This window comes from Streptosporangium carneum (assembly GCF_027922005.1).
GTDB lineage: Bacteria > Actinomycetota > Actinomycetes > Streptosporangiales > Streptosporangiaceae > Streptosporangium > Streptosporangium carneum.
Genome location: NZ_BSEV01000075.1, coordinates 1 through 1,144, shown reverse-complemented (window position 1 = coordinate 1,144; position 1,144 = coordinate 1). Strand labels below are relative to the sequence as shown.

General features: G+C 71.2%; 1 protein-coding gene. It reads left to right on the top strand.

What is annotated here, in order from left to right:
* Positions 1 to 28: 28 nt before the first annotated feature.
* Positions 29 to 1,144 (top strand): o-succinylbenzoate synthase (gene menC, locus PKF00_RS43865; RefSeq protein WP_271223725.1); only part of this gene is annotated, 1,116 nt, incomplete at its 3' end.

Sequence of the window (1,144 nt, the reverse complement as noted above, 5' to 3'; positions counted from 1 at the left end):
GGAGACACGGCCCAGGCCGCACCACACCATGAAGATCACCGGAATCGAACTCCGCCGCATCGCGATGCCCCTCGTCGCCCCCTTCCGCACCTCCTTCGGCACCGAGACCGACCGTGACGTGCTCCTTCTGCGTGTCGTCACCCCCGACGCCGAGGGCTGGGGAGAGTGCGCCGCGATGAGCGCCCCGCTCTACAACTCCGAGTACGTCGACGGGGCGGCCGACGTGCTGCGCCGCTTCCTCATCCCCGCGGTGAAGACCCTCCTGGACACCCCCGCCCCCACCGGCCAGTTCGACATCCACGCCGTCAACCGCGCCCTGCACCCCTTCAAGGGCCACAACATGGCCAAATCCGCCCTGGAAACCGCCCTGCTGGACGCCTGGCTGCGCACCGGCGGCCAATCCCTGGCCACCTACCTCGGCGCCGCCGCCCCCACCGTCCCCTGCGGCGTCTCCGTCGGCATCATGACCTCCGTCCCCGCCCTGCTGGAAGCCGTCGACGGCTACCTGCAGGAGGGCTACCAGCGCATCAAACTCAAGATCGAACCCGGCTGGGACCTCGCCCCCGTCCAGGCCGTCCGCGACCGCTTCGGCCCCGACCTGCTCCTGCAGGTCGACGCCAACGCCGCCTACACCCTCGCCGACACCCCCCACCTGGCCAAACTCGACGCCCACGACCTGCTGCTCATCGAACAGCCCTTCGCCGACGACGACCTCGTCCAGCACGCCGCCCTCGCCAAGCAGATCCGCACCCCCGTCTGCCTGGACGAGTCCATCCACTCCGCCGACCACGCCGCCGCCGCCATCAGCCTCGGCTCCTGCTCCATCATCAACATCAAACCCGGCCGCGTCGGCGGCTACCTCGAGGCCCGCCGCATCCACGACCTCGCCCGCGCCCACGGCATCGCCGTCTGGTGCGGCGGCATGCTCGAGACCGGCCTCGGCCGCGCCGCCAACCTCGCCCTGGCCGCCCTGCCCGGCTTCACCCTGCCCGGCGACACCTCCGGCTCCCACCGCTACTTCGCCACCGACATCACCGAACCCTTCATCCTGCAGAACGGCCACCTGCCCGTCCCCACCGGCCCCGGCATCGGCGTCGACCCCGTCCCCGACATCCTGCGCGAGGTCACCGTCTCCACCGAATGG